Genomic DNA, 23,586 nt, shown 5'->3' on the forward strand with positions numbered 1-23,586 from the left:
CATGTCCTGCCTCAAAGGCGGCCTGCGGGCCGCCTTTTTTATGTATTCGCCAGGCCCAGGGCGCGGCGTGCGATCATCTCCCCGATCGGAATGGCGGAGGTCGCCGCCGGAGACGGTGCGTTGCAGACATGCAGCATGCGGTCCGTATTGAGGAACAGGAAGTCATGCACCAGGGTGCCGTCCTGCATCACCGCCTGGGCGCGAATGCCGGCCTCATAGGGCAGAAGATCGCTTTCCGTGAGGCTGGGACAGTATTTCTGGCATTCCTTGAGATAGAGCGATTTCGACAGGCTGCGCCGCATTTCGCCGAGGCCTGATCTCAGATTTCGGCGCATGACGCGCCAGAATCCCGGAAAGCGGAGATAGGTCGCCATGTCGGTGAGCGAAACGGCGGACTTCGCGTAACCTTCGCGCGAGAGGCCGAGAACCGCATTGGGCCCGACCGTCAGCGCGCCACTCATCATCGGGGTCAGATGAATGCCGAGGAAGGGCAGATCGGGGTCCGGGACCGGGTAGATAAGATGCCTGACGAGGCCGCTCTTCTCCGGCCGCAATTGGTAATACTCGCCCCGGAAGGGGATGATCTGATGCTGGATGGCAAGGCCCGCCCGCGCGGCCAGACGGTCCGATTGCAGACCTGCGCAGGCGATGAGCCTGTCGGCCGACCAGCGCTGCTCACCGGCATCGACCGTCACCCCCTGCCCCGTCTCCGCGATCCTGTCGACTGTGACGCCGCAGGTAATGACGCCTCCGCCGGCCACGATATCCTCGGCCATGGCGCGGCAGACGGCGCGGTAATCAACGATGCCGCTTGACGGCACAAAGATCGCGCCAAGCCCCCGCACATGGGGTTCGCGACGGCGCAGTTCCGCCTCATCTAAAATCTCAAACTCGATGCCATTCTGGCGGGCATTTCCGGCCAGCGCCGTCATGCGCTGCATTTCCAGCGCGTCGGTCGCGACCACCAGCTTGCCCGGCGTCTCAAAAGGGATGCCGTGGCTGGTGCAGAATGCCTTCGTCGCCTCAGCCCCGCGGCGGCAGAGATCGGCCTTCAGGCTGCCCGGCTTGTAATAGATCCCGGCATGGATGACGCCGCTATTATGCCCGGTCTGATGGCGGGCAAGCGTGGCCTCCTTTTCCAGCACGATCAGCCGCGTGCCGGGCTGCAGGCGCAAAACTTCGCGAGCCGTCGCCAGGCCGACAATGCCGCCGCCGATGATGACAACATCAAAACGCATAGCTTCTGCCAGTGGACGCTCCCGCATCAATGGTCAAGACTGCCGCATCCAATCCCTGACCCCGCCACGACCTGGCGATGCCCAGACCGACCGAAAGGTAGTGCCATGCCCGCTTATCCCGATACCCAGCTTTTTATCGACGGAACGTGGGGCCCGGCGGCCGCCGGGGAGGTGCTGCCTGTGCTCAACCCCGCCACCGGCGAGCAGATCGGCAGATTAGCCCGCGCTGAGACAGCCGACCTGGACCGGGCGCTGGCGGCCGCCGCGCACGGCTTCCAGATCTGGCGCCAGACGTCAGCCTTCGAGCGCGCCCGCATCATGCGCCGCGCCGCAACCCTGCTGCGGGAACGGGTCGATGCAATCGCGCCGCTGATGGTCATGGAACAGGGCAAGCCGCTGGCCGAAGCGCGCGTCGAAACAGCGTTGGCCGCTGATATCATCGACTGGTTCGCGGGTGAGGCCCAGCGCGCCTATGGCTGGGTCATCCCCGCCCGCGCCGGCCATATCATGCAGACGGCGGTGAAGGAGCCGGTGGGACCGGTCGCGGCCTTCGCGCCGTGGAATTTCCCGATCAACCAGATGGTTCGCAAAATCTCGGCAGCCCTTGCCGCCGGTTGCTCGATCCTCGCCAAAGGCCCTGAAGAAACACCGGCCTCTCCGGCCGCCCTGGTTCAGGCCTTTCACGATGCCGGCGTGCCGCATGGCGTGATCAGCCTGGTCTATGGCGATCCGGCGACGATCTCCGCCTATCTCATCCCGCATCCGGTGATCCGCAAGATCACCTTCACGGGCTCAACCGCCGTCGGCAAAAAGCTCGCCGCTATGGCGGGCGCGCATATGAAGCGCGCGACCATGGAACTGGGCGGCCATGCCCCGGCGATCGTCTTCGAGGATGCCGATCTTGACGTCGCGGTGAAGCTGCTGGCCGCCAGCAAGTTCCGCAATGCCGGCCAGGTCTGCGTCTCCCCGACCCGCTTCCTGGTGCAGGAAAGCGTCTATGACCGCTTCGTGGAGGATTTCGCCGCCGCCGCCCGCGCCATCAAGGTCGGCGATGGTCTGGCTGAGGGCACCATGATGGGGCCGCTCGCCAATCCGCGCCGTGTGCAGGCGATGGAGGATCTGGTCCAGGACGCGGTACAGAAGGGCGCCACACTCGTCACGGGTGGATCGCGGATCGGCAATGCCGGCAATTTCTTCCAGCCCACGGTGCTGAGCCGCGTGCCGCTGGATGCGCGTTATATGACCGAGGAGCCCTTCGGTCCCGTGGCCCTGTTCCGCCCCTTCGCAAAACTGGATGACGTGATCGCCGAGGCGAACCGTCTGCCTTACGGCCTCGCGGCCTACGCCTATACCCGTTCGACCGAAACTTCCCACGCCCTGTCGAGCCGTGTCGAAAGCGGCATGATTTCGATCAACCATGCGGGGCTGGGCCTGCCGGAGACGCCCTTCGGCGGCATCAAGGATTCTGGCTACGGATCGGAAGGCGGGGCCGAAGCGATCGAGGCTTATCTTACCACCAAATTCATCACCCACGCCTGATCGCGCTGCCGCCGTTTTGTCCCTGGAACGGCGGCGCAATCCGGGCGAGAGGAGAGAGGCCCCTACCTGGAACGATACGCCCCGCATGTCTGACGTCTCCGCCCCCTCTCCTCGCGCCATAGCGGATGATCCGCCGCGCGGCACGGCCGCCGAAGTCTTCTGGGTCTTTCTGCGCCTCGGCTGCTCTGCCTTCGGTGGCCCGATCGCCCATCTCGGCTATTTTCGAGATGAACTGGTGCTGCGCCGCCGCTGGATCGACGAGGCAGGCTATGGCGACCTCGTCAGCCTTTGCCAGTTCCTGCCGGGGCCAGCCTCGAGTCAGGTGGGCTTCGCGCTCGGCCTGCTGCGCGCCGGCGGCCTGCTCGGTGGCCTCGCCGCCTGGGCCGGCTTCACCCTGCCATCAGCCCTGCTACTGGTGTTCTTCGCCCTCGGCGCCCGCGGCCTGCACGGAACCATCGCCCAAGGCGCGCTGCACGGGCTGAAGCTGGTCGCGGTCGCGGTGGTGGCGCAGGCGGTCTGGGGCATGGCGCGCAGCCTGACGCCTGACCGGCCGCGTGCCGCGATCGCCCTGCTCAGCCTCAGCCTGACCCTGGTGGCGGGTGCGGTCGTCTCGCCCCTCGCCTGTATCGCCATCGGCGCGCTGCTGGGGCTGCGGCTGCCGCAGGATGACCGCCCGCAGCCCACGGGCAGCCTGGGCTTTCCTGTCAGCCGTCGCGCCGGGACCATCGCATTGCTACTCTGCGCGGCCCTGTTCCTGCTCAGCCTGATCCCCGGCAGCGCCGTTCCGACGGTCTGGTCCCTGTTTCACGTGTTCTACCATGCCGGCACCCTGGTCTTCGGGGGCGGTCACGTCGTTCTGCCGCTTCTGCAACAGGCCCTGGTACCGCGCGGCTGGATGACCAATCAGGATTTCCTCGCGGGCTATGGCCTGGCCCAGGCCGTGCCCGGACCACTGTTCACCTTCGCCGCCTATCTTGGCGCGGTCCTGGCCCCGCAGGGCCATGCCATCACGGGAGCCCTGGTCGCCCTGCTCGGCCTTTTCCTGCCCGGCCTGCTTCTGGTTTTCGGCATGCTGCCGTTCTGGGACGGGCTGCGCCGCCACGCCCGCGCGCGCGGCATCATGGCCGGGGCCAATGCTGCCGTCGTCGGGATTCTGGGGGCGGCGCTCTATAATCCTGTCTTCACCAGCGCGGTGACGGAGCCCTCAGACTTCGCCATCGCGGTGCTAGGCTTTATGCTGCTGACACTATGGCGGATCGCACCTTGGCGGATCGTTGTGCTCCTGACTTTGCTGGGCATTTTGCAAAGTTTTCTGCTCGGTCGTTAAGGGATGCATCGCGGCGACCGGCGCCTTTTGCATAGGAGCGTTCAGAAAGATCACGTTTCCGTTATCGTTTGGGCAATCTTATTGGCCTAAAGAAAATTCGTCTTCCGGTAACAGAAGACACGGCCTCGTGATCTTCCTTATCCCCCTTAGCGGAGTGTACGCCATGCTTCTGCTCCAGTCCCGGCCACCCGAAGCGGTCTTCGATCTATGGGCCGACTGGCTGCTACGCAAACGCAGCGGCAGCGACCAGGACCACGCCGTCGCCCTGAATACGAAGCTTTTCGGTTATGCTGACCGGGTGTTGGATGCGGCCGGTCTGCAGGCGGGCATGACGCTTCTGGATCTGGGCACGGGCGACGGGCTGCTTACCTTCCGCGCTCTGGAGCGGATGCAGGGGGAGTTGAACGTCATTATGGCCGATCGCTCGCCGGCCATCATCCGTCTCGCCGCCGCACTGGCCTTAAGCGAAGGCCATGCCGACCATTGCCGCCAGGTTCAGACGGATGCCGAGGACCTGGCCGGGATCGCGGATGCAAGCGTCGATGTCGTGGCAACGCGTTCAGTGCTCGCCTATGTGCCGGACAAGCCCGCCGCTTTCCGGTCGATGCATCGCGTTCTGAAGCCCGGCGGACGGTTCACGATCGGCGAGCCGGTCATGCGCGAGGATGCTCTGCATGCGGTCGCCCTGCGCACCGTCACGCGCCAGCGGCCGGAGTGGCATACCGATCGGCTGCTGCCGCTGCTGCATCGCTGGAAGGCGGCGCAATATCCGGATACCTTGGAAGGGCTGGAGACCACGCCCTACACGAATTTCTCGCAGACCGACCTGCTGCTGCAGGCCCAGGAGGCCGGCTTCACGGATCTTGACCTTCATCTGCACGTTCATAGCGAAAACCGGCAGCCGATGGCCTGGACCACGTTCATTAACCTCTCCCCCCATCCGCTGGCACCGACGCTCAGCACGATCATGCGGGAGCACTTTACGCAGGCGGAAAGAGAGATTTTGGAAAGCGCATTGCGCCCGACGGTGGAAACCGGCGCCTATGTACTGGTGGAACGCATGGCCTACCTGTCCGGGACCAAGCCGACCTATAACTGACGTATCAACCAAGGCTCGCGTAGAGGGTGGCCGTGTCTACCGATCGGCTACCCTGCAGCTGCGCGCAGCCTGGCGTGGGTATAGGCGCGGCATAGTGCCGCGCGCCAGCCGTTTTTGTCAGGCATCGATCTCATGAGTCTGGCGCGCACGGCTATAGTCCGGTTCGCGGCTGACCGTGACGCCGCGGCCGATCCAGAACATGCGGCGCAGAATGTCACTGCCCAGCAGATGATGCAGCGCCGCGATGCCGGCATGGCCGAAGAGATAGACCCACATCAGATTGGCGATGGCACTGTGCAAAGCAAGCGCCTGATGGGCAAGCGGATTGCCCCGGAACAGGAAATAGACTGTGCCGGTCGCTGCCATCGCCGTCACCGCCAGCAGCCCCAGACCGTGGACCGCGCTTGCCATATCGCCGTTGCCTTCATACATCAGGTCACGGCGCAGAATGGCCCTCAGCTGTGACAGCGCATCCTGGACCACGCCCAGAGCGGCACGTGGCGAGAACCATGGAAAAAGCTTTGTGAATTTCGTTTCGCCCTGGCGGACTAACGTCCAGATCCAGAAGGCCAATACCACCGCAAGGCTCGCCATGCCGATATATTCATGGAGCGAATACAGGAGCGAGGGAGCCTCTCCGGGTATCGGACGCGAGATGAACTGGCTGCTGGCAAGCTGGTGAATGACGGTGACCAGCAGAAGCAGGTGAAGAACCCGCGTGGCATTGGAACGACGGACCGTACCGACGCTGGGCGCATGATACACAGCGTCGCGCGCAAGCACGCTACGCCGCAGAATGTGGCGCGGTGAATGAAGACGCATGATGAGCCTCAGTTGTTATAGATTGCGTGGCAGGACCGGCAATCATCCGTTATCCGCGTAAAGCGGGACCGAAAGAGCGCAGGGTCGCCCACGGCATGCAGCGCCGCCTGACTGTCGGCGGCGATGGCATGGAAACGGCCAGCGAAATCCCGCGCCTCTGCCGAATTTCCTGAAATACGCGACGCGACCATGGTCCCGTCGGTGATATAGACCTGCACGGACTGACGCAGCGCGGCCTGGTCATAGGCTGCGCTGCCGGACAGCATGTCATCGATGTGATGCGTTGTGCGGTTCCAGGACTGCATGATCGGAGACAAAGCGACAGCCGCGACCGCCACGGCAGGCACAGCAAGCAAGGCGGCCGCGAGGCCCAGGCGCAGAAAGGAAGGCTGCATGACAATCTTGACCCTGATGTCGAAATCTCATGCTGTTATCCGGCCATAAGCTTACCTGAACCTGACAGTAGGCAAGCGCCCGGCCGATTGACGTCATCGCTACGGGGCGCCCACTGTAAGGACGCGGTAACCTTTCCGACCGAGCCTCGATCCAAATGTCTGGACACGCGGATGCGCCTTCTTGCCGTTGAGGATGAACGCGACCTTGGTCTTCTTCTGCGATCTGCGCTCGAGAAGGCAGGGTTTGCGGTCGACCTTGCGCGCAGGCTGGATGATGCGGCCGAACATCTGGCGCTCGTCACCTATGATGCTGCGATCCTTGATCTTAGTCTGCCTGATGGCGATGGCATCGAGCTGCTACGCCAGCTGCGGCGGCAGGGATCGACCCTGCCGATCCTGATTCTCACGGCCCGGGACGGGCAGGAAGATCGCGTGCTGGGCCTGGACAGCGGCGCCGATGATTACCTCATCAAACCCTTCCACATGCCGGAACTTGTGGCCCGCGTGCGTGCTTTGCTGCGGCGGCCGAATGCAGCACTTGGGGTCAAGCTGACACTGGGCAATATCGCACTGGACACGACGACGCGACAGGTCCAGGTGGGCGATGCGGACGTCACGCTGACACCGCGGGAAATCTCGATGCTGGAAGTCCTGATGCGCCAGCAAGGTGCGGTCGTGGTGCGTGAAGTGATGGAGCAGCGCTTGTACAATTTCGATGCGCCGCTGGGCTCCAACGCGCTGGAAGTGCTGCTGCATCGCCTGCGCAAGCATCTCAGCGAGGTTGGCGCCTCCGTCACCATCCATACGGTGCGCGGCGTCGGCTATCTGATCAGCGAAAGCTGATCAGCTTGTCCCAACCTCTGCGCCGGGCGGCACCGCGCCCGTGGTCTTTGACGCGCCGACTGGCCTGGCGCCTGGCCTGGGTGATGATTGCCGCCATCCTGCTCGCGGCAACCTCCGTCGTCTGGCGCACGATGGTCACCTTGCAGGATCTCGACGACTCGGCGCTGCAGGAACAGGTCCGGCTGGTCGCCGACCATCTGCCCGCCGCAACCGTCGGCGACCAGACTGTGACCCTGCCCTACTCCGTCGTCAGACCGTTTCGTGGCTCGGACGGCGACAATCTGTTCATTGTGCTGGACAGGCAAAGACGGGTGCGCGCGACGTCCGACGACGCCGAAGCCGCCCAGGCCATGCCCTTCCTGCCGGACCCGCTGGAGCCCGGCTTTCTGCGCGTCGCTGTCTTCGCTGACCATGCCCATGGCATGGTCGGCTTCGCCCAGCCTGTCCCGACCGGCTGGGTGATCGTCCTTCAGGGCCGCGAACAGACGCATGTCCTGGTCGATAGTCTGATGACCCATTTCCTGGAAGGTGCGATCTGGTTTCTGGCGCCGATCGGCATCGCCACCTTGGCCGTCAGTTTCGCGACCCTGCGCCGCGGGCTGCGCCCTGTCACCCGCGCGTCCGCCGCCGCCGCCGCCGTGCGGCCGAGCGAACCCGGCGTCCGGCTGCCGACGGAAGGCCTGCCGACCGAAGTCATGCCCCTGGTTACTGCGGTCAATGATGCGCTCAGCCGGCTGGAACAGACGATCGCCACCCAGCGGGCTTTCATGGCACAAGCGGCGCATGGCTTGCGTACGCCGCTTGCCGTGCTGACCGCCAGGCTGGACGCCATGGGCGAGACGGCGGAGGTGGAAGCCCTGCGCCACGATGCCGACCGTATGAGTCGCCTGGTCAGCCAGCTGCTGCGCATGGCGCGCCTCGAAAGCCTGCCGCTAGAAACCAGAGAGAGTGTTGATCTGCACGCCGTCGCGGCCCTTTCCATCGCCCATCTGGCCCCCCTCGGCCTGCGCCACGGGATCGACCTGGCGCTGAGCGGCGATGCCGCCGTCCCGCTGAAGGGCAATCGCGCGGCTTTGGAACTTGCTTTGACGAATTTGATCGAGAACGCCATCGGCTATGCACCGCGCGGTTCGACGGTCGAGGTTGCGGTGACAGAACCGGGACAGGTGAGCGTGATGGACCGGGGCCCAGGCGTGCCGGCCGGACATCAGGCGCGCATCCTGCAGCCTTTCGAGCGCGGGCCTGACCCGAAGGAGGGCGGCGCCGGTCTGGGCCTTGCCATCGTCGCCCAGATCGTCAAGACGCATGGCGGCTGGGTCGAGGTTGGCAACCGGCCTGACGGTGGGGCGGCCTTCACCCTTCATCTGCATCCAAGCAGCACGGCCTGATGGCACAGGTCATCGCACGCTTGGTCGTCGCCGGAACTGTCACGCGACGATACCTTTCCAGACACACCGTGACAGCCCAGATCCCTATAAAGGTGCCAGCAAAGGAGCCTCCCCATGTCGGGCAAGCCAAGCATTGAGATCAGCCGCGTCGCGGTGGGGGATGATGGCGCGGTCGCCGGCAGCCGGTATGACGGCCTGGCGCTGTCGCTGCACTGGCTGACCGCCCTGCTGGTCGTCACCCTGTTCGCGCTTGCCGAGATCTGGGGCTTTCTGCCGAAGGGCGCCGTGCGTCACAGCATGCAGAGCCTGCACATGTCGCTCGGGCTGGTACTGACCGCTGTCGTCGTTCTGCGCACCCTGTGGCGCGTCAGCCTGTCCCGCCATGTGCCAAATGCAGATCGCGGCATCCTGGGCCTCGCTGCGCATGCCATGCATTACGTGCTGTATCTGCTGCTGATCGTGATGATGGGCTCCGGCCTTATCAAGCACTGGAGCCAGGGGCATCCGTTCAGCTTCTTCGGTCTATTTCCGGTGCCCGCACCTTTTGACGTGCCCACGTCCTGGCACGGCACGTCCAGCGTCATTCACTTCTGGGCGGCCTGGACGATCATTGTATTCGCGGCCCTGCATGCCTTGGCCGCGCTATTTCATCACTACTATCTCAAGGACGGCGTTTTGCGCCGGATGATGCCCGGCCACCGTCCTGTCCGCGGCCACTAGAGTTTGACACAGGGTCGCGTCAGTCGCGCTTGCCGAGCGGCAGGGAATAGCGGCCAGGGCCGGTGACGGACAGAAGCAGAAAGCCACCGGCGATACTGACATTCTTGAAGAAGTTGATTTCGTTTTCGTATCGGGCCATTCCGGTCATCGACCAGTAGTGATGTCCGATAAACCCTGTCGCGATGGTGTAGACCGCCAGCACCAGGGCCAGCGGCTGCGTGAAGACGCCCAGCAGCACGACGATCGAGACGACGAATTCGATGACGATCGCCACCACCGCGCCGAGTGTCGGCGACGGCACGCCCGTCTGCGCCATATAGCTGACGGTGCCTGCAAAATTCGCGAGCTTGTCCCAGCCGAAGATCAGGAAAAGCAGCACCAGCATCAGCCGTGCGACGAGGATGACTTCATCCCGAAACTGATGCTTGCCGAAACTGTACAATGGCCAAACCCTTGCGTTGAATTGCAAACCAGATCCTGCAACGCGCGGAATCGGTGCTTGGCCGCTTCTATGGATGCATCGCACCGGAATGGGAAGGGCCTGGCCGCGCTCACCCCTGGCCGGAGAACAGCGTCCGCGTCGCGCCGCCCACCCAGATCGTGCCATCTGCGTCACGCGTGATGCTGACGCGGCCGGTGCGGCCGAGCACGGTGCCCTGTGCCGCGATATAGGGGCCATCGACGCGACCGGAGGCATAGAGCCATTGCGCCACGGAGGCATTCAGGCTGCCGGTGACGGGATCTTCGATCACGGCCCCTTGGGCATCCGTAAACAGCGCGCGCAGCTCGAAGGCCGCTTCCTGGCCAATGGAATGCGGCCCCACCACGCCGATGTCGATCTGCCGCGAATGATGGCGTTTGGGCTGCAGCGCCAGCACTTCCCCGGCAGAGGCCAGCATGATGCCGAGCCAACCGGGTCCGTTATCGATCCAAGCCGCATCGATAATCGACGCGCGGGAAATATTGAGAAAATCCGCTGCCTCATCCAGCTCCGCCGGCGACGGCGGACCGGAGCGCAGCAAGGGCGGCGCGGCAAAGGCCAGACCCGCGTCAGACTGGCGAATGGTGATGAGACCGGCGCCGCATTCCTGCACGATACGCCGAGGCGTACGGGGCTTGCCGCCGGCCTCAAGCCAGGCATGGCAGGTGCCGAGCGTCGGGTGACCGGCAAAAGGCAGTTCCCGTGTCAGCGTGAAGATGCGCACACGATAGTCGGCAGCCTCTGTTGTCGGCGGAAGAAGAAATGTCGTCTCGGACAGGTTGAGCCAGCGGGTGATGCGCTGCATCAGCTCCGTCTCCAGCCCCTCAGCATCGGCAATGACAGCAAGCGGATTGCCTGAAAAATCATCGCGGCCGAAGACATCGACCAGCCGGAAGGGGCGGTTCATCGCTGCTCTCTCGTGTGATCCAAGTCCGCTATCCTAGGCAGCACGCGAAGGATCGGGCCATCACCGGCCGGGCATGACCTCCCTGCTTGCCACCCTACGCATGCGGCCAGCATCTTGCATTCAGGCTAGCCGGTTAGAGACCAACCGTTTCGGGGGCGCTGGCGCCTCCATCCCTCATCTGCACTGGAGCCTCTGCGCGATGACTGAAAGCCCCGCACCCGCCCTTGACCTCATCGAACTCACGGTCGAAACGGCTCAGGCGGCCATGGCCAATGGCACCATTACCTCGGAAGCCCTGACTCAGGCCTTTCTCGACCGGATCGCCGAATACAACCCGAAATACAACGCCATCATCTTCATGAACCCCGATGCGCTGGAGACGGCGCGGTCGGTCGACCGCCGCCGCGCCGCGGGCGAAACGCTCGGGCCGCTGGCTGGCATTCCGGTCGTGGTGAAGGACCCGATGGACATGGTCGGCATTCCGACCACCGCAGGCTGGGCGCAGCTTTACAGCAAGGCAGGCGGCGTCGACCTGATGCCCGCGACCGACAGTCCGGTGGTCGCCCGCATGAAGGCTGCCGATACCGTCATCCTCGGCAAGACCAATGTCCCCATCCTGAGCCATACCGGCGCCGATGCAAATGACAGCTTTGCCGGCCCGACGCTCAATGTCGCGGCCCCCGCTTTGCTGCCGGGCGGCAGCAGCACCGGCACCGCTGCCTGTGTCGCCGCCAGCCTCGCCGTGCTGGGCCTGGCCGAAGAGACCGGCGGGTCGATCCAGAACCCGGCCTCGGCCCAAGGCCTCGTCGGCATCAAGCCGAGCCATGCGCTGGTGCCCAATGCCGGCGTGGTGCCGCTGTCCGCGCACCGGGATGTGGTGGGACCGATCGCCCGCTGCGTGCGGGACGCGGCTCTGTGCCTTGACGTGCTGGCGGGCTTCACCGCGGAAGACCCAAAGACCATCGCGGGCGTCGGTCACAAGCCGAAGGGCGGCTATACCTCGAAACTCTCGAAGGACGCGCTGGTCGGCAAGCGCATCGGCCTTTATGGCGCCGGCTGGCGCAACCAGCCGCTGTCGGAGGAGGCCGCCAGCCTTTACGCGCGCGCGCAGGCGGAACTCACGGCGGCGGGGGCGATCCTGGTGGAAGACCCCTTTGCAGGCTCGGGCTTCGCGGCGCTTCGTCACCAGACCGTGCCGGGCCAGGATTTCGATGCCCGCGGCATGGAATCCGTGCCCTATGACGTCGAGCAGTATCTCAAGCGCCTCGGCCCCGATGCCGCACTCAAGACCTTCGCGGAATTCGCGGAGGCGACCAAGGCGGATGATGCCTTCGCGCCCGGCGGTGCGCTGCATTACATGACCTACCAGCGCCAGTTCGCCGCCTGCCTCGCCAATCCCTCGGTGCCGCCGGACCTGTCGGATTTCGTGGCGGCGCGGGAAGCCTATCTGGAGATCTTCACGGCAGTCTTCGCAGCGCAGAAGCTGGACGGCCTGTGCTTCCCGCAGATGCGGACGGATCTCGCCGGACTGCATAGCGGCGGGCGCATCGATGAGACGACGGTCAGCGAAATCAATATCGCGGGCATCCCGGGCGTGACCGTGCCGGCCGGCTTCTATGCCTCCGGCGCGCCCTTCAACCTCATCTTCGTCGGGCCGAAATGGAGCGAGGCCGAGATTCTGGCGCTGGCCTATGCCTATGAGCAGGCAACGCACCACCGGAAGGCGCCGGTCCTGCTCTAAAAAATCGCGGATCTCGACCGCAGGGCCCGGCTCGCCTAAACAGGCGGCCGGAGTCCCGCCATGACACTATCCGTCACCGAAACTGTTCTGCGCACCATCCGCACGGAAATGCAGGGTCTGGCCGCCTTGGAAGCCGCCCTGCCGAACGGCCTGGACGAAAGCTTTGCCGATGTCGCTTCCCTGATCGAGCAGAGCGGCTGCGTCATCGTCACCGGCATGGGCAAATCCGGCCTCATCGGCCGCAAGATCGCGGCGACGCTGGCCAGCACGGGCACGCCGAGCCATTTCGTCCATCCCGCCGAAGCCAGCCACGGCGACCTTGGCATGATCGCGCCCAACGACGTGGTGCTGGCACTCTCCTGGTCCGGCGAAACGCCCGAACTGGCCGATATTGTAAGCTACACGCGACGCTTCGGCATCAAGCTGGTGGCGATCACCTCCCGCGCCGATAGCGCGCTGGGCCGCGCGGCCGACCTGAAGCTGCTGCTGCCGGTGAGCGAGGAAGCCTGTCCCAACGGCCTGGCGCCGACCACCAGCACCACCATGCAGCTGGTCGCCGGCGACGCCCTGGCCATTCTGCTGCTGGAGCGGAGCGGTTTCACGGCGCATGATTTCCAGCGCTACCACCCCGGCGGCAAGCTCGGCGCCCGCCTGCTGACGGTGGGCCAGCTGATGCATACCGGCGATCAGCTGCCGGTCATTCCCCGTCAGGCCAGCCTGTCGCGGGGCATCGTGGAGATGACCTCCAAGCGCTTCGGTATCGCCGCCGTGGTGGATGAGGACGGTCATCTGATCGGCGCGCTGACGGATGGCGATCTGCGGCGCGCCTTTCGTGGCGGCTTCGTCGATATGCCGGTCGAGCAGGCGATGGGCCGGCGCCCTCAGATCATGAGCCCGGGCGATCTGGCCGCCCTGGCGCTCGCCCGGATGAACGAGCTGCGCATCACCTGCATCTTTGTCGTGGAGAACGAGAAGCCGGTGGGTCTGGTGCATATCCACGACCTGCTGCGCGCCGGAGTCGCCTAACCCGCACGGGGCGTCGTAGCGTTTGCGAACAACACGAAAACCCCGCTCGGCCAACGGCCGCAGCGGGGTTTTTTATCGCAAGGAAATCAGCACCCTGAGCGGGCGCCGGCAGCAGCCAGATTACTTAATTTTGGCTTCGCGGAACACGACATGCTTGCGGGCAACCGGATCGTATTTCTTGAATTCCAGCTTGCCCGTCTGCGCGCGCGTGTTCTTTTTTGTCACATAGAAATAGCCCGTCTCCGCGGTGGAGAGGAGCTTGATCTGAACGGTGTTCGACTTCGCCATAGGTCCACTTCCCGTCGCCGCCCACAGCCCGCCTCAACCACCCTTGCGGTCTCGGCGCCCCGACCAGCGCGTTAATTTCAAAACAGGGGCGGGACATGGCCCATCGGCCTTCGGCGGTCAAGTCCCGACTGCGCAGAGCGGACCCTATTCGCCCGAAAGTTCCCGCCGCCGCCTGTCCAATTCCTCCGTATAGCGGCGCAATGCATGCTGTTCCGTGAGCAGGCCGATGACATGCATGTGCTCGCTGCTATCCACCACGACCAGCGCATCGCTCTCCGACTCCTCGAACAGCGCGATTGCGGTCTTCACCGTCATGGCCGGTGTCAGCACCGTATCCGGGACGTGCAGAAGCTCTCCCACCTGGGCGGCCGTAACATCGGGACTGAAGGCCTCGGCCGTCTGCACGATGCCGGCATACCGGCCACTGTCATCGACCACGACGACGCGATTGGTGGAGCCCAAGGGAAAATCCCGGCGGAAGCTATCAAGACTGGTTGTGGTCAGGATGGTGCGCTGATCGCGCCGCATCATGCGGCCTACGCTGAGTGTATTGACCCAGCCGATATCGACCGCACTGCGAATGGCCTCGCCGCGCAGATGAAAGCGCCAGGTCGCGAAGGAATAGCCGAAGGTGCGCCGCGCGGTGAGTGAGGAGACGATGACCGCCGCCAAGACCGCGACCGTCAGGGGAAAGCTTTGCGTGCTCTCCAGCGCCAGGAAGCACATGGTCAGCGGGCCGCCGATGACGGCGACCGCCATCGCGCTCATGCCGATCAGCCCATAGACCACGGGCGGCAATACCGGCCCCACGGCGAGCAGCGCCAGGACCCCGGCAAAAACCTTGCCGACCAGAGACCCCAGGAAGAGCGAGGCGAAGAACAGGCCGCCGCGAAAACCAGAGCCGATGGAGACCGCCGAGGCCAGCGACTTGAGCACCAGGCCGGTAAGGATAAGGAGCAGCGGGTAGTCCATGCCCAGCCCGTCGCGCAGCGCACCATGGCCGGAGGACAGAACCATGGGTGTCACCATGCCGCAGAGGCCGACGATCAATCCGCCCACCATCGGCCGCGACCAGACGGGCAGCGGGCTGCGCCGGAACCAGGCCTCCGCGATGGTCACCCCGCGCATGACGGCGATCCCGACCAGGGCGCAGATGATGCCGAGGGCCAGAATGGGCACGAATTGCACCACCGGAAACGCGCTCGGCAGCAACAGATCGAATCCGTCGATCCCGCCATGCAGGCCACGCTCGACGAAAACCGCGGTCAGCGAGGCAACCACGACCGGTGCCAGATTGCCAATGGTATAGGTGCCGATGACCAGTTCGATCCCGTAGAAGGCACCAGCGAGGGGGGCGTTGAAGGCGGCGCCAATGGCGGCAGCCGCGCCGCAGCCGACCATCAGACGGAGATCGCTGCGGCGCAGGCGGAAACTGCGCCCGAGATAGGAGGCGATCGCCGAGCCCATCTGGGTATAGCCGGCTTCCAGCCCGACCGAGGCGCCGACGCCGCAGGAGAGCAAAGTCTGGCCGCAGACGATGATGCTGTCGATCACCGAAAGGCGGCCGCCATAGAGCGCATTGGCCTCGATCGGATCGATCGCCCGGTGCGGCCGCCAGCGCGCGAGACCCAGGCCAAGCAGGCCCAAGAGGAGCCCGCCCAGGGTCGGCACCAGAAGGAGCCGGGGAATGGCGATTTCCGAGGCCGAGCTGAGCCGGCCGGTGCTCGGAATATCGAACAGCGTTTCATGCATAAGCTGGATGGTGCCGTTCATGACAACGACGATAATTCCAGCGCCCACGCCCACGACTGCCGCCAGTACGGTCAGCCAGATTTCGTCCGCGCGGACCAGCGCCCGCAAAGTCTGCGGAGCGTGGAGAACCCAGTCTCCCCATTGCTGGCGGCGGCTGCGGCCTGGCCAAGTGCGCGTCGACATCGTCCGAGGTCCCGAGGCTCAACCACCCGCCTGCCGGGCGGGGCCTGACGTCATGCAAATAGAATTCCAGACCGTGGCCCGGATTGGCCGCCGCCCATTCCGCCTGCAGCCGCGACCGATAGCCGCGCCTTGGCTTCTTTGCTCATAACTCTATGGAGGAAGTAAGACGGGGTCCGACAAATACGGCAGAAAATCGCCTCTCAACCCATCAGGACAGAGCATAACTTCGCCTGTTTGCGGGGGCGCGACGAAAAAGAGCGCAGCTGCGACCGCAACTACGCTCTGTTTCACTGTAGAGACGCGGGCCGGGCCCGCGCTTCGCTACAATCGTCGGGCAGCCGTGATCGACATGACCAGGAAGACGAGAAAAATAACCAGGAAGACGAAGAACAATAGCTTCGCGATAGCTGCCGATGCACCTGCAACGCCGGTAAATCCGAGCGCACCGGCGATGATGGCAATGATCGCGAAGATGATCGCCCATTTCAGCATGACGAGCACCCCGTGTTGTGATCCAGATTACCTGGGGATGTCCTGGCCATTTCCAACGCTGCAAAGGTCTTGAGATTCAGAGGCTTCCGCAAAACGTGATCAGGTCGTTCAGACCCTGAGCCGGAAGCGGCCGGATGCACCATCCGTGGGCAGCAGCGATACCAGACGCCCGCCCTGCCACTGCGCCAGCGAGGAAAAAGCCCGCAGGTTCTGCCCGCCGGGCCCGAACAGGGCGCCCCACCCGTTGGCAAGCGTCCCTTGCGCCAATCCCAGACCCTGCACGACGTTCAGAACCTTGTCCTTGTCTGTGGTCTTGGCGAGACGCAGCGCATCGAAACACAGGCTGGCGCCCGCGAAATGAGACAGGCTAAGGCCGGAGCGCGGGGCCGCGCCGAAGCGCTGCTGATAAAGGGTTGCGACCATGGCGGCGTCCGGTGCCAGCCTTGCATCGACGCTATAGGGGGCCACACCCACAGCGAGCGTGCCCTCCAGCGCAGGACCCACCATCATGGCGGTATCCCGCGAGCCGTAAGGCGAGGACGTGCCGATCATGGCACGGGGCCGCCAGCGCCTTGTGGCCAGTGCCGCATGCAGCAGAACCACGTCCTCCGTAGAGCCGTGATGGATCAGCACATCCGGCTGCATCGCGCCCAGACGCGTCGCGACCGCCGTAAAATCCGCGTCGCCCGACTGATAGGCGATGGTCGTGGGCAGCGCCATGTGGCGGCGCTGTGCGGCTGCCGCAATCAACGGCAGCAGGGCCATGCCGCTGGAACTGTCGGAATAGAGCAAGGTTGTGGTGAGCGATCCCGGCACTCGCCGCAAAGCCGGAGCCACGAGCGTTTCGGCCGCCTCCACCGCACGGTCGGCGACGCCGTTCTCGGTATCGCAGATCCGCAGAAGATAGTGAAAACCGCGGGTGGTGACTGACGGCATGGTGGCACTGAGTTCCCAATAGGGAATGCCGGAGCCTTCGCTCGCTTCGCTGGCGCCGAGGCTAAGCGTGCTGTCTCCGGTGCCGAAGATCAGTGACGGTTGCTGGTCAGAAATGAGGCTGCGGGCTGCGGCCACGGCACGATCAGCGTCTGCGGCGTCGCCCTGGACGAGATTGATCTGCTTGCCAAAGAGGCCGCCCCCCGCATTGCAGAGATCGGTCGCCAGCTGCACGCCGCGCAGGCATTCATTGCCGAGCGCTGCCAGCGGTCCGGTCAGCGGGAACAGCGCACCGATGACGATGCGGTCATCGGTCTTGCGCGGTGGCGTCGCGGCACGGCTCTCGCCCGGTATCGCGGCCGACGCGAGACCGGCCGCCAGACCGCCTAGTAGACTGCGCCGCCCAGCGGCCATGAACAAAAGCTCCCGAACGCCATCATGCGCTGCCGCATGACTGATAGGCTGGCCTTACTACTGCCGCGGCCTTGGCGGCGGAAGGGCGGCGCTTTAACTAAAATGCTGTGATTGAAGGCGGAAGCCTTCAGGATGGGCATCTTCCGACCCGGCCCCAACCCCAGACGGACGAGATCCTTCTCATGACACTTCCGCAGTCGATGCGTGCAATCTTGGCCCAGGCCAGTGGCGGGCCGGAAGTCATGCAGGTTTCCGAAGTGCCCGTGCCGTCATTGCGCCCGGGCGACATCCTTATTCGCGTCGAAGCCGCCGGCATCAACCGCCCGGATATTCTGCAGCGCCAGGGCGCCTATCCGCCGCCCGCTGATGCCAGCCCGATCCTAGGATTGGAAGTCGCCGGCAGCGTCGCCGCGCTGGGTGAAGGCACGACGGGCTTTGCGCTTGGCGACCGGGTCTGCGCACTCGCCAATGGTGGCGGCTACGCCGAATATTGCGCGGTACCCGCGACCCAGGCCCTGCCCTGGCCTACGGGATATGACGCCGTGCAGGCGGCGGCACTCCCGGAGAACTACTTCACGGTCTGGGCCAATCTCTTCCAGATGGCCAATCTGCATGCCGGCGAAAGTGTGCTGATCCACGGCGGATCGGGTGGCATCGGCGTGACCGCCATTCAGCTTGCCGCCGAATTCGGCGCCGTCGTCTTCACCACGGTCGGCAGTCTGGACAAGGCGCGGGCCTGTGAGCGGCTGGGGGCACATGCCGCCCTGGACTATCACAGCGTCGATTTCGCAGACGAAATCGCGCGACTGACCGCGCATCGCGGCGTCGATGTCATTCTCGATATCGTCGGCGCGCCCTATTTCGAGCGCAACATCGCCTCCCTCAAGCGCGGCGGCCGCCTGGTCTTCATCGCCTTTCTGCAAGGCGCCAAAGTGCCGGAGGTCGATCTGCAGCCGATCATGGTCAAACGCCTGACGGTCACCGGCTCCACGCTCCGCCCCCGCACGGTGGCCGAAAAGGCCGGCATCGCGCGCGGCCTGCGCGAGCGCGTTTGGCCCGTGCTGGATGAAGGGCGCTGCGCCCCGGTGATCGAGACGGTGTTCCCCCTCGCCGAGGTCGCGAAGGCGCATGCCCTGCTGGAAGGCCGCAGCCATATCGGCAAGATCATGCTGAAGGTCGCGGACTGACCCGCGATGCTTTTGAACGCCCTCTCGCTCGGTGAGGCGGTAGACGGCCGCCCGCCCCTGGTCCTGCTGCACGGCCTGTTCGGCTCTGCCCGCAACTGGGGCCAGCATCAGAAAGCGCTCGCCGCCAGCAACCGTCAGGTCATCACGATGGATCTGCGCAACCATGGCGACAGTCCGCATGGGCCCGTGACGTCTTATGCCACCATGGCCGAGGACGTCGCCGAAACATTGGCGGATAGGGGCATCGCGCGATGCCACCTGCTGGGGCATTCGATGGGCGGCAAGGTGGCGATGAGTCTCGCCCTCACCCGGCCGGACCTCATCGACCGCGTCATCGTCGCGGATATCGCGCCGCGGACCTATGTTCATGGCAACAAAGATCTGACCGCCGCCATGCTGGCGCTTCAGATCACCCCCGGCATGACGCGGGCCGAGGCGAGCGCCGCACTGGCCGAACGTATCCCCGACGCGATGATCCGGTCTTTCCTGCTGCTCAACCTCCGGCTGGGGAACACGCAGCCGAATGGCTGGCGTATCGGCCTGCCGGAACTCTCGGACGCCATGCCGGTGATCGAAGGCTGGGAGCCGGTTGCAGGCCACTATGCGGGGCCCGCGCTGTTCCTCTCCGGCAGTCGCTCGCATTACGTGCCCGAGGATGCGCAGCCCGCCATCCGCACGCTGTTTCCGGCCGTTCGCTTTGAAACCGTGCCGGATGCCGGGCACTGGCTGCATGTGGACAATCCGGCCGGCTTTATCGCCGCCATTTCTCCCTTCCTCGACGAAAGGGCCGTCGCATGAGCAAAACCATCCTCATCACCGGTGCCAGCCGCGGCATCGGCCGGGCGGCCGCGGTGCTGGCTGGGGCCCGGGGCTGGTCGGTGGGCGTCAATTACCTCGGCAATCAGGCTGCCGCCGAAACGGTTGTCACCGGCGTGCAGGCGGCGGGCGGCCAAGCCGTCGCGATCCGCGGCGACGTTGCCGAGGAAGCGGATGTCATTGGCATGTTCGAGGCGACGGAGGCTGCCTTTGGCCCTCTTGACGGCGTCGTCATCAATGCCGGCATCGCGTCCGATTCCACGACGCTTGCCAATATGACCGCCGATCGCCTGAAGCGCGTCTTCGACGTCAATATCTATGGCGCCTTCCTTTGCGCGCGCGAAGCGGCGCGGCGCCTCTCCAAAAGCCGCGGCGGCCGCGGGGGGTCGATCGTGATCGTCTCCTCGGTCTCAGCACGTCTGGGCTCGCCCTTCGAGTTCATCGATTACGCCGCGTCCAAGGGGGCGATGGATACGCTGGCGCTCGGCCTCGCCCGCGAACTCGGCCGCGAAGGCGTGCGGGTGAATGCCGTGCGGCCGGGCCTGACAGATACGGAGATCCACGCGACCACCGGCCAGCCGGACCGGGCACAGCGCCTTGGAGAAACGACACCCTTTGGCCGGGCCGCGCAGCCCGAGGAAATCGCAGAACCCATCATCTGGCTGCTGAGTGAAGCGGCTTCCTATACCAGCGGCGCCCTCCTCGACGTTTCGGGCGGCCGCTGAGCGCGCAGGCTAAGGCCTGCCGAACAAAGCCGTCAGGGTGACGGCCAGACGGTCCCCGAAGCCGCGCGGACGGGCGGCCTCATCCAGCGGGCGCCTCAGATCCCGCGCCGCGAGGACGGCCGGCAAGGCGGCCGCGACGGACGCGCGGGGCACCGCCGGGGCGCGCCGCGCCTGCCTGAGCCAGGCATTGCCCTCGCCCTTGAGCGCCGCCAGCACCGGCGCCAAGGCCGCATCCAGCGGCCGGGACGCGGCATCCTCCGCGATGAGCCCCTGCTGCGCCAAAAGATCGGCCGGCCAAGGTGCGAAGCCCTGCTGCGCCAGGAGCAGACGACTGCGCAGCAGGCCGGCAGCACCATAGGCCGCACCGCGCAGGCGCAGGCCCTGCAGCACTGGTTCATCGCGCAGGCCGAGCACCTGTCCGGCCGCGACCGCCAGGCCGCCAGCACCGGCCAGAAGCCAGTCCCGCCAGTCCTGCAAGGTCTCAAAACGGCCATCGACCTCGGCCTCACGCGCGTCGATCATGGCGAGCAGCGTCTGCCGCTGCAGCATTCCGCCGGCGATGAGGGCGGAGAGCGGGGTCGAGATCTCGCCCGGTTTCGCGTCGCCCTCCACCACTTCACGCCACCATTGCAGGCGGATCAGCGCGAGCAGGCTTTGGCTCGTGACCTCGCGCGCGCGGGCCAGCTCATGGTTGAAGGCGAAGAGGGTGATCAGCGCCTCTCGCCGCTCGGGCGGAGCGAAAAGCGTCGTCAGAAACCGGTCCGGGTCATGCCGGCGCAGCGAGGAGCCCAAGGGAGACAGCATCGGCGGGTGATGGACTGAGGCTGTGCCGAAGGCAAGCCGATAGCAAGAAGCAGTGAGTCGCGGCCGATCGGTGCCTCCCGGCGCCATCAGGCGCCGACGGTGGGTTGACGCGTTCGGCTCTGGGAATAAGCTACGGCGCGTCGCAGGGCCCCGACGACTGACCTTTGGCCCTCAACCCGATCCAAAAAACCGCATGGAGCGCATCATGGCTTTCGAGCTTCCCGCACTGCCCTATGACGTCTCGGCCCTCGCCGGGGCCAGCATGAGCCAGGAAACGCTGGAACTGCATCACGGCAAGCACCATCAGGCCTATGTCACCGCCCTGAACGGCTTCGTCGAGAAGAACCCGGCACTGCAGGGCAAGTCCCTGGAAGAGATTATCAAACTGTCCCATGGCCAGAGCGAGCTTCAGCCGGTCTTCAACAATGCCGGCCAGCATTGGAACCATATCCTGTTCTGGAAGAACCTGTCCCCCACCGGCGGCAAGCTTCCGGGCAAGCTTGAGAGCAAGATCACGCAGGATTTCGGCTCGGTCCAGGCTTTCAAGGACGCCTTCAAAACCGCGGCCACCACGCAGTTCGGCTCCGGCTGGGCCTGGCTCGTGCTGGGCAGCGACGGCAAGCTGAAGGTGACCAAGACCCCGAACGGCTCCAATCCGCTGGCGACCGGCGAAGGCAAGTCGCTCCTCGGCCTCGATGTGTGGGAACACAGCTACTACCTGGATTTCCGCAACCGTCGCCCGGACTATGTCACCAACTACCTGGACAAGCTGGCGAATTACGAATTCGCCGAAGCCGAACTGGGCTAACCTCAGCACCAGAGTCAAAAAAAGCCCGGGGCGCGAACCCCGGGCTTTTTTAATGCCGCAACCGGCCGATCGTTTAGGAAACCTTGGCGGGCGGGGTTGCGACCGGCTTCGCGTCATTGGCGACGGTCGGCTTGATCACGGCGGAGATGGTCGACCGCATCACCAAGACCCGTACATTCGGCGCGATCTCGACCTCAACCTCGTCAGAACCGTCCTTGATCTTCTGCACGACGGCGAGGATGCCACCCGCGGTCAGCACCCGATCCCCGCGCTTAATGCCGGAGAGGCTCGCCTTAAGGGCCTTCTGCTTCTGCTGCTGCGGGCGGATGAGAATGAAGTAGAAAACGCCGAAGATGAGGACCAGCGGGGCAAACTGGGCCAGGCCGGCGAGAGAGGTGCCGCCACCGAGCGATTGGGCAAAGGCCGGGGAAATCAGGTGCATAGGGGCATCCGGTTCGGTTATTGCGTGAAGGAACGAGGCTTCGTGCTGGCATCTGGCAAGATTGGCATCACGGTCCCGCGCTCAGTTCCGCGGGACCATAGGGCGCGCAAACCCGCCGTCAAGCCTTGTCGCGGACCGGGGTCAGCCTTGCCTGAAATTACCTATCGCTTTCAAGGCAGAAGCGTTGGGCTGCCCTGAGCGGCGCGGCGCCCCTGCCCCTGTTTCGGACGGATATGCCATATGGATAGCTCAGTCACCGACCTTCTCACCCGTATCGCGGACGCACTGGAGCGGCTAGCGCCTCCAGCCCCCGCCACGCTTGATCTCTCGGCCGCCGAGGGTTTCATCTGGCAGCCTGCCGAACGTCGGCTGCAGCCTGTTCCCCATATCGCGCGGCTGCCGATTGATCTGATCCAGGGCGTGGACCAGCAGAAGCAGATCATATTGGAAAACACGAGCCGCTTTGCCCGCGGCCTGCCCGCCAATAATGCCATGCTCTGGGGCGCCCGCGGCATGGGTAAATCCTCGCTGGTCAAAGCGGTCCATGCGGCGATTGCGGCGGAAAGCCGGGTCGCGGGGGCCAGCCCCTTCAAGCTCATCGAAATCCATCGTGACGATTTGCGGACATTGCCGGAGCTGCTGAACCTGCTGCGCGACAGGCCCGAGCGCTCCGTCGTGTTGTGCGACGATCTCTCCTTCGAGCGCGAGGATGCCGACTATAAAGCGTTGAAATCGGTGCTCGATGGCGGCATCGAAGGCCGGCCGGACAATGTGCTGTTTTATGCGACCAGCAATCGCCGGCATCTGATGCCGCGGGATATGATCGACAACGAGCGTGCGACCGCCATCAACCCAGGCGAGGCGATCGAGGAAAAGGTCTCCCTCTCCGACCGTTTCGGGCTTTGGATCGGTTTTCACAACTGCGACCAGCCGACCTTCTTCGCCATGATCGAGGGTTATGCCCGTGCGCTGCACCTGCCCATAGAGGCCGAGGCGTTGCGCGCCGGGGCCATTGAGTGGTCGGTCACCCGCGGCGGTCGTTCCGGCCGCGTCGCCTGGCAATATATCCAGGAGGTCGCGGGACGCCTGGGTGCGCAGATCACGCTGCCGGATCACGCCCACAACTGAGCGTGACGCCCGAGCCAGATCTGGCAAGCCTGCTGACCCCTCAACCGGCCAGACACTTCGTCCGGCCAGCGCTTGAAACGATTTTGGT

At 65.0% G+C, this 23,586-nt stretch carries 24 protein-coding genes; 13 read left to right on the forward strand and 11 right to left on the reverse strand.

Going from position 1 to position 23,586, the window contains the following annotated elements; translation table 11 throughout:
* Nucleotides 1-38 precede the first annotated feature (38 nt).
* On the reverse strand, nt 39-1,238 hold the full coding sequence (lhgO, locus tag AC3G7M_RS00065; protein ID WP_489213631.1) for an L-2-hydroxyglutarate oxidase: 1,200 nt from the start codon (nt 1,236-1,238) through the stop codon (nt 39-41).
* A gap of 105 nt (nt 1,239-1,343) precedes the next feature.
* On the opposite strand from lhgO, the gene AC3G7M_RS00070 reads away from it, so the two are divergent.
* The 3 genes from AC3G7M_RS00070 (at nt 1,344) to AC3G7M_RS00080 (ending at nt 5,203) form a co-directional block, all read left to right on the forward strand.
* Nucleotides 1,344-2,777, forward strand: coding sequence for an NAD-dependent succinate-semialdehyde dehydrogenase (locus AC3G7M_RS00070; protein WP_489213632.1), 1,434 nt, complete (start codon nt 1,344-1,346; stop codon nt 2,775-2,777).
* Between the two features lie 85 nt (nt 2,778-2,862).
* Entirely contained in the window at nt 2,863-4,104 is a 1,242-nt protein-coding gene (gene chrA / locus AC3G7M_RS00075; protein WP_489213633.1) for a chromate efflux transporter, read from the forward strand.
* A 163-nt stretch (nt 4,105-4,267) separates the two neighbouring features.
* Nucleotides 4,268-5,203 carry a class I SAM-dependent methyltransferase gene (locus AC3G7M_RS00080; protein WP_489213634.1) on the forward strand — a complete coding sequence of 312 codons (936 nt, stop codon included), beginning with the start codon at nt 4,268-4,270 and terminating at the stop codon, nt 5,201-5,203.
* A 117-nt stretch (nt 5,204-5,320) separates the two neighbouring features.
* Here AC3G7M_RS00080 and AC3G7M_RS00085 read toward each other — a convergent pair whose 3' ends face one another.
* Nucleotides 5,321-6,025, reverse strand: a complete 705-nt coding sequence (locus AC3G7M_RS00085) for a cytochrome b/b6 domain-containing protein (RefSeq protein ID WP_489213636.1) — start codon at nt 6,023-6,025, stop codon at nt 5,321-5,323.
* Nucleotides 6,026-6,033: 8 nt separating this feature from the next.
* A complete protein-coding gene (locus AC3G7M_RS00090; protein WP_489213637.1) occupies nt 6,034-6,420 on the reverse strand; it encodes a hypothetical protein in 387 nt (128 codons plus the stop codon).
* Nucleotides 6,421-6,591: 171 nt separating this feature from the next.
* On the opposite strand from AC3G7M_RS00090, the gene AC3G7M_RS00095 reads away from it, so the two are divergent.
* From AC3G7M_RS00095 to AC3G7M_RS00105, 3 genes are all read left to right on the forward strand, one after another.
* A complete protein-coding gene (locus tag AC3G7M_RS00095; protein ID WP_489213638.1) occupies nt 6,592-7,263 on the forward strand; it encodes a response regulator in 672 nt (223 codons plus the stop codon).
* A gap of 5 nt (nt 7,264-7,268) precedes the next feature.
* Complete coding sequence (locus AC3G7M_RS00100) at nt 7,269-8,651, forward strand: sensor histidine kinase (RefSeq protein ID WP_489213639.1); 1,383 nt, start codon at nt 7,269-7,271, stop codon at nt 8,649-8,651.
* A gap of 114 nt (nt 8,652-8,765) precedes the next feature.
* Nucleotides 8,766-9,371: a cytochrome b gene (locus tag AC3G7M_RS00105; protein WP_489213640.1), complete on the forward strand. Its 606-nt coding sequence runs from the start codon at nt 8,766-8,768 to the stop codon at nt 9,369-9,371.
* A gap of 19 nt (nt 9,372-9,390) precedes the next feature.
* Here the strand turns inward: AC3G7M_RS00105 and AC3G7M_RS00110 are convergent, their stop codons facing one another.
* On the reverse strand, nt 9,391-9,813 hold the full coding sequence (locus AC3G7M_RS00110; protein WP_489213641.1) for a DoxX family protein: 423 nt from the start codon (nt 9,811-9,813) through the stop codon (nt 9,391-9,393).
* Nucleotides 9,814-9,922: 109 nt separating this feature from the next.
* On the reverse strand, nt 9,923-10,759 hold the full coding sequence (locus tag AC3G7M_RS00115) for a PhzF family phenazine biosynthesis protein (protein WP_489213642.1): 837 nt from the start codon (nt 10,757-10,759) through the stop codon (nt 9,923-9,925).
* 199 nt (nt 10,760-10,958) lie between these two features.
* Here AC3G7M_RS00115 and AC3G7M_RS00120 point away from each other — a divergent pair, with 199 nt between their 5' ends.
* Nucleotides 10,959-12,500 carry an amidase gene (locus tag AC3G7M_RS00120; protein WP_489213643.1) on the forward strand — a complete coding sequence of 514 codons (1,542 nt, stop codon included), beginning with the start codon at nt 10,959-10,961 and terminating at the stop codon, nt 12,498-12,500.
* Between the two features lie 60 nt (nt 12,501-12,560).
* Nucleotides 12,561-13,526 (forward strand): KpsF/GutQ family sugar-phosphate isomerase, encoded by a 966-nt coding sequence (locus tag AC3G7M_RS00125; RefSeq protein WP_489213644.1) that lies wholly within the window; start codon nt 12,561-12,563, stop codon nt 13,524-13,526.
* A 120-nt stretch (nt 13,527-13,646) separates the two neighbouring features.
* Here AC3G7M_RS00125 and rpmG read toward each other — a convergent pair whose 3' ends face one another.
* The 4 genes from rpmG to AC3G7M_RS00145 all read right to left on the reverse strand — a co-directional run bounded on the left by rpmG (nt 13,647) and on the right by AC3G7M_RS00145 (nt 17,588).
* The gene (gene rpmG, locus AC3G7M_RS00130) at nt 13,647-13,814 is read right to left on the reverse strand and encodes a 50S ribosomal protein L33 (protein ID WP_227306051.1); all 168 of its coding nucleotides are present in this window, start codon (nt 13,812-13,814) and stop codon (nt 13,647-13,649) included.
* 144 nt (nt 13,815-13,958) lie between these two features.
* Nucleotides 13,959-15,749: a chloride channel protein gene (locus AC3G7M_RS00135; RefSeq protein WP_489213645.1), complete on the reverse strand. Its 1,791-nt coding sequence runs from the start codon at nt 15,747-15,749 to the stop codon at nt 13,959-13,961.
* 321 nt (nt 15,750-16,070) lie between these two features.
* Nucleotides 16,071-16,241, reverse strand: coding sequence for a DUF1328 domain-containing protein (locus AC3G7M_RS00140; protein ID WP_489213646.1), 171 nt, complete (start codon nt 16,239-16,241; stop codon nt 16,071-16,073).
* A gap of 108 nt (nt 16,242-16,349) precedes the next feature.
* Nucleotides 16,350-17,588 (reverse strand): ABC transporter substrate-binding protein, encoded by a 1,239-nt coding sequence (locus AC3G7M_RS00145; RefSeq protein ID WP_489213647.1) that lies wholly within the window; start codon nt 17,586-17,588, stop codon nt 16,350-16,352.
* Between the two features lie 182 nt (nt 17,589-17,770).
* Here AC3G7M_RS00145 and AC3G7M_RS00150 point away from each other — a divergent pair, with 182 nt between their 5' ends.
* From AC3G7M_RS00150 to AC3G7M_RS00160, 3 genes are read left to right on the forward strand one after another with little or no spacing between them, the layout of a single operon-like run.
* Nucleotides 17,771-18,775 carry an NAD(P)H-quinone oxidoreductase gene (locus AC3G7M_RS00150; protein WP_489213648.1) on the forward strand — a complete coding sequence of 335 codons (1,005 nt, stop codon included), beginning with the start codon at nt 17,771-17,773 and terminating at the stop codon, nt 18,773-18,775.
* A gap of 6 nt (nt 18,776-18,781) precedes the next feature.
* A complete protein-coding gene (locus tag AC3G7M_RS00155; RefSeq protein ID WP_489213649.1) occupies nt 18,782-19,573 on the forward strand; it encodes an alpha/beta fold hydrolase in 792 nt (263 codons plus the stop codon).
* On the forward strand, nt 19,570-20,316 hold the full coding sequence (locus AC3G7M_RS00160; protein ID WP_489213650.1) for an SDR family oxidoreductase: 747 nt from the start codon (nt 19,570-19,572) through the stop codon (nt 20,314-20,316). The genes AC3G7M_RS00155 and AC3G7M_RS00160 overlap by 4 nt, the downstream gene beginning before the upstream one ends.
* A gap of 9 nt (nt 20,317-20,325) precedes the next feature.
* Here AC3G7M_RS00160 and AC3G7M_RS00165 read toward each other — a convergent pair whose 3' ends face one another.
* Nucleotides 20,326-21,120 carry a squalene/phytoene synthase family protein gene (locus AC3G7M_RS00165; RefSeq protein ID WP_489213651.1) on the reverse strand — a complete coding sequence of 265 codons (795 nt, stop codon included), beginning with the start codon at nt 21,118-21,120 and terminating at the stop codon, nt 20,326-20,328.
* Nucleotides 21,121-21,325: 205 nt separating this feature from the next.
* Here AC3G7M_RS00165 and AC3G7M_RS00170 point away from each other — a divergent pair, with 205 nt between their 5' ends.
* Nucleotides 21,326-21,928, forward strand: coding sequence for a superoxide dismutase (locus AC3G7M_RS00170; protein ID WP_489213652.1), 603 nt, complete (start codon nt 21,326-21,328; stop codon nt 21,926-21,928).
* A gap of 73 nt (nt 21,929-22,001) precedes the next feature.
* Here AC3G7M_RS00170 and yajC read toward each other — a convergent pair whose 3' ends face one another.
* Nucleotides 22,002-22,370: a preprotein translocase subunit YajC gene (gene yajC / locus AC3G7M_RS00175; protein ID WP_489213654.1), complete on the reverse strand. Its 369-nt coding sequence runs from the start codon at nt 22,368-22,370 to the stop codon at nt 22,002-22,004.
* A 240-nt stretch (nt 22,371-22,610) separates the two neighbouring features.
* On the opposite strand from yajC, the gene AC3G7M_RS00180 reads away from it, so the two are divergent.
* Nucleotides 22,611-23,498, forward strand: coding sequence for an ATP-binding protein (locus AC3G7M_RS00180; protein ID WP_489213655.1), 888 nt, complete (start codon nt 22,611-22,613; stop codon nt 23,496-23,498).
* The last annotated feature ends 88 nt before the right edge of the window (nt 23,499-23,586 follow it).

The organism is Acidisoma sibiricum (assembly GCF_057837225.1).

Bases quoted from the DNA above. Each gene is read 5' to 3' on its own strand.
- AC3G7M_RS00165 (WP_489213651.1), bottom strand. From the start codon at position 21,120: ATGCTGTCTCCCTTGGGCTCCTCGCTGCGCCGGCATGACCCGGACCGG.
- AC3G7M_RS00150 (WP_489213648.1), top strand. From the start codon at position 17,771: ATGACACTTCCGCAGTCGATGCGTGCAATCTTGGCCCAGGCCAGTGGC.
- yajC (WP_489213654.1), bottom strand. From the start codon at position 22,370: ATGCACCTGATTTCCCCGGCCTTTGCCCAATCGCTCGGTGGCGGCACC.
- AC3G7M_RS00155 (WP_489213649.1), top strand. From the start codon at position 18,782: ATGCTTTTGAACGCCCTCTCGCTCGGTGAGGCGGTAGACGGCCGCCCG.
- rpmG (WP_227306051.1), bottom strand. From the start codon at position 13,814: ATGGCGAAGTCGAACACCGTTCAGATCAAGCTCCTCTCCACCGCGGAG.
- AC3G7M_RS00135 (WP_489213645.1), bottom strand. From the start codon at position 15,749: ATGTCGACGCGCACTTGGCCAGGCCGCAGCCGCCGCCAGCAATGGGGA.
- AC3G7M_RS00105 (WP_489213640.1), top strand. From the start codon at position 8,766: ATGTCGGGCAAGCCAAGCATTGAGATCAGCCGCGTCGCGGTGGGGGAT.
- AC3G7M_RS00160 (WP_489213650.1), top strand. From the start codon at position 19,570: ATGAGCAAAACCATCCTCATCACCGGTGCCAGCCGCGGCATCGGCCGG.
- chrA (WP_489213633.1), top strand. From the start codon at position 2,863: ATGTCTGACGTCTCCGCCCCCTCTCCTCGCGCCATAGCGGATGATCCG.
- AC3G7M_RS00145 (WP_489213647.1), bottom strand. From the start codon at position 17,588: ATGGCCGCTGGGCGGCGCAGTCTACTAGGCGGTCTGGCGGCCGGTCTC.
- AC3G7M_RS00140 (WP_489213646.1), bottom strand. From the start codon at position 16,241: ATGCTGAAATGGGCGATCATCTTCGCGATCATTGCCATCATCGCCGGT.
- AC3G7M_RS00180 (WP_489213655.1), top strand. From the start codon at position 22,611: ATGGATAGCTCAGTCACCGACCTTCTCACCCGTATCGCGGACGCACTG.
- AC3G7M_RS00125 (WP_489213644.1), top strand. From the start codon at position 12,561: ATGACACTATCCGTCACCGAAACTGTTCTGCGCACCATCCGCACGGAA.
- AC3G7M_RS00170 (WP_489213652.1), top strand. From the start codon at position 21,326: ATGGCTTTCGAGCTTCCCGCACTGCCCTATGACGTCTCGGCCCTCGCC.
- AC3G7M_RS00085 (WP_489213636.1), bottom strand. From the start codon at position 6,025: ATGCGTCTTCATTCACCGCGCCACATTCTGCGGCGTAGCGTGCTTGCG.
- AC3G7M_RS00115 (WP_489213642.1), bottom strand. From the start codon at position 10,759: ATGAACCGCCCCTTCCGGCTGGTCGATGTCTTCGGCCGCGATGATTTT.
- AC3G7M_RS00095 (WP_489213638.1), top strand. From the start codon at position 6,592: ATGCGCCTTCTTGCCGTTGAGGATGAACGCGACCTTGGTCTTCTTCTG.
- AC3G7M_RS00090 (WP_489213637.1), bottom strand. From the start codon at position 6,420: ATGCAGCCTTCCTTTCTGCGCCTGGGCCTCGCGGCCGCCTTGCTTGCT.
- AC3G7M_RS00120 (WP_489213643.1), top strand. From the start codon at position 10,959: ATGACTGAAAGCCCCGCACCCGCCCTTGACCTCATCGAACTCACGGTC.
- AC3G7M_RS00070 (WP_489213632.1), top strand. From the start codon at position 1,344: ATGCCCGCTTATCCCGATACCCAGCTTTTTATCGACGGAACGTGGGGC.
- lhgO (WP_489213631.1), bottom strand. From the start codon at position 1,238: ATGCGTTTTGATGTTGTCATCATCGGCGGCGGCATTGTCGGCCTGGCG.
- AC3G7M_RS00080 (WP_489213634.1), top strand. From the start codon at position 4,268: ATGCTTCTGCTCCAGTCCCGGCCACCCGAAGCGGTCTTCGATCTATGG.